Origin of the sequence: Mycobacterium sp., from assembly GCF_032159765.1 — a bacterium.
Taxonomy (GTDB): domain Bacteria; phylum Actinomycetota; class Actinomycetes; order Mycobacteriales; family Mycobacteriaceae; genus Mycobacterium.
Genome location: NZ_JAVHWM010000229.1, coordinates 1 through 2,692 on the forward strand (window position 1 = coordinate 1; position 2,692 = coordinate 2,692).

The following is a 2,692-nucleotide window of genomic DNA, read 5'->3' on the forward strand; positions in this document are numbered from 1 at the left end:
GGCGTGAAGGGCTTCGCGTTCACGCTCGGCCTGACCACCCTGATCGACCTGCTGGTGGTCTTCATCTTCACCAAGCCGATCGTCACGCTCCTGGCCCGGACCGACTTCTTCGGGCACGGACACAAGCTGTCCGGTCTCGACCCCGAGCACCTCGGCGTGGAGCGGTTGCCGGGTCAGATGAAGCCGTCCGCCCGGCCGGCCAAGAAGACGACACCGAAGCCCGTCGGAGGGGAGGTCTGATGTCGAAGTTCGGATCCATCGGCGCCCGGTTGCACCGCGGCGAGGTCTCCTACGACTTCATCGGCAAGCGCAAGCTCTGGTTCAGCATCTCGCTCGTAGTGGTCGCGATCTCCCTGATCGGGCTGTTCACCCGCGGACTGGCGCTCGGTATCGAGTTCAAGGGCGGCGTCGAGTACCAGACCAACGTCAATGTCACCTCCTCGACCGTGCAGAACTTCACCGACGTGGTGAAGGCGACCAACGCCAAGAACCTGGGTGACCCCCTCGTCACCACCGTCGGTGGCAACAAGGTCCGGATCCAGACCCGGCCGCTCAGCCAGGCCGACGTCAACAATGTGAAGGCCGCGATCGCCAAAGAGGCCGGCGTCTCCGTCGACGCGGTGAACAGCTCGCAGATCGGCGCCTCCTGGGGCGGCCAGATCGCGAACAGGGCGATCATGGCGCTGGTCGTCTTCCTCTTCCTGGTGTTCCTGGTGATCTGGATCTACTTCCGAGAACCGAAGGCGTCGATGGCCGCCATCCTGGCGCTGATCCACGACGTCCTGATCACCGTCGGCGTGTACGCCCTGATCGGGTTCGACGTCACCCCGTCGACCGTGATCGGCGTACTGACGATTCTCGGCTACTCGCTGTACGACACGGTGGTCGTCTTCGACAAGGTCCGGGAGAACACCCGCGGCATCACCGGCTCGAACCGCTACACCTACAGCGACGCGGCCAACCTGGCCGTCAACCAGACCATCGTCCGGTCGATCAACACCACGTTGATCGCGCTACTGCCGGTCGGCTCGATCCTGGTGGTCGGTACCTGGGTGCTCGGAGCGGGTCCGCTGAAGGACCTGTCGCTGGCGCTGTTCGTCGGTATCGCAGTCGGTGCCTACTCGTCGATCTTCATCGCCCCGGCACTGCTGGCCACCTTCAAGGAGCGCGAGCCGGGCATGCAGGCCCTGCGGCGCCGGGTGACGGCGAAGCGGGCCGGCCAGGGTGTCACCACGACGGCCTCCGGTACGCCGGTGCCGGTCGCGGCCACCGCGGGTGGCACTGCTGCGGTCAGCAAGGAACCTCGCAAGCAGGACCGCCTGGCCGGTGGCTCACCGGTGATCTCGAACCGGCCGATCAAGTCGACCAGTTCCGCCGGTCGGCCTCAGCCGAGCCGCAAGCCGCGATCCAAGCGCGGTAAGTGAGCCGGCCGGTGCGTTCGCTGGACGAAGTGCTGAAGTCCGGTATCCGCGACATCCCGGACTATCCGCAGGTCGGGGTGGTGTTCAAGGACATCACCCCGCTGCTGGCGGACCACAGCGGCTTCAGCCAGGTGGTCGAGGCGCTAGCCGCCTCAGGCCGGGACTCCGACGGCAATACGGTCGTCGACAAGGTGGTCGGGATCGAGGCCCGCGGCTTCATCCTGGCCGCACCAGTCGCGCTTGCTCTCGGTGCGGGGTTCGTCCCGGTCCGTAAGAAGGGCAAGCTGCCCGCTGCAACCTACGAGGAGTCGTACTCGCTGGAGTACGGCGAGGCGACGATCGAGGTCCACCAGGACGCGTTCGAGCCTGGTGAGCGGGTGCTGGTGGTCGACGACGTACTGGCCACTGGTGGCACGGTCGAAGCCTGCCTGCGGCTGGTACGACGCTGTGGGGCGACCGTGGTGGGAACGACGGTACTGATCGAGTTGTCCTTCCTGCCGGGCCGTGAGCGGCTCGCGGGGGAGAAGTTGACCGCGCTCGTCACTGTCTGAAGTCGCCAGACTGCTTCACCGCCATGCCCGGAGACGCCGTCAGCGTGTTGTCCACAGGCGGGTTCAGCCAGCTTGGCCCGTTCCCCCTAGACTGGTGGTCTGTCAGCGGAGGGATACAACGTGGGCGAAGACCCGGCGATGACTTCAGCGGTACCAGGCATCGTGCCGCACGAGCCTCCGCGCACGCCTGCGAGCCGCCCGGTGGCCAGTCCTTCGCCGGCTGCCGCCGCAGCACCGCCGTCAGCTCAGCCGCCGCGGATCGCCCCGGCCCGGGTCCGGGCCCGGCTGGCCCGCCTCGGTGGCACCCGTCACCCGAACCGGGCACCGATGCTGGAGCCGCTCTTCCGAGTGGTCCGGGCAACCCACCCCAAGGCCGATCTGGCGATTATCGAGCGCGCCTACCGGATGGCTGAGAAGTACCACACGGGCCAGCTCCGCAAGAGCGGCGACGCGTACATCACGCACCCGCTCGCGGTGGCCACCATCCTCGCCGAGCTGGGCATGACCGCCCCGACGCTGTGCGCCGCGCTGCTGCATGACACGGTCGAGGACACCGACTACACGCTGGATGAGCTGACGAAGGACTTCAGCGAAGAGATCGCGATGCTGGTCGACGGTGTGACCAAGCTGGACAAGGTCAAGTACGGCGAGTCCGCCCAAGCCGAGACGATCCGCAAGATGGTCGTCGCGATGGCCAAGGACATCCGGGTACTGGTGATC

Annotated in this window: 3 protein-coding genes and 1 pseudogene; all 4 read left to right on the top strand. The window is 66.8% G+C overall.

What is annotated here, in order from left to right; all coding sequences use genetic code 11:
* Positions 1 to 240: pseudogene (locus tag QOH60_RS28445) on the top strand (protein translocase subunit SecD); the annotation flags it as partial.
* Positions 240 to 1,424 carry a protein translocase subunit SecF gene (gene secF, locus QOH60_RS28450; RefSeq protein WP_526425239.1) on the top strand — a complete coding sequence of 395 codons (1,185 nt, stop codon included), beginning with the start codon at positions 240 to 242 and terminating at the stop codon, positions 1,422 to 1,424. The pseudogene QOH60_RS28445 and the gene secF, both read left to right, overlap by 1 nt.
* Positions 1,421 to 1,972, top strand: coding sequence for an adenine phosphoribosyltransferase (locus QOH60_RS28455; RefSeq protein WP_526425240.1), 552 nt, complete (start codon positions 1,421 to 1,423; stop codon positions 1,970 to 1,972). Before secF ends, QOH60_RS28455 begins: the two co-directional genes overlap by 4 nt.
* A 120-nt stretch (positions 1,973 to 2,092) precedes the next feature.
* The coding region (locus tag QOH60_RS28460) for an HD domain-containing protein (RefSeq protein WP_526425241.1) at positions 2,093 to 2,692 on the top strand (600 nt) is incomplete at its 3' end.

Bases quoted from the DNA above. Each gene is read 5' to 3' on its own strand.
- secF (WP_526425239.1), top strand. From the start codon at position 240: ATGTCGAAGTTCGGATCCATCGGCGCCCGGTTGCACCGCGGCGAGGTC.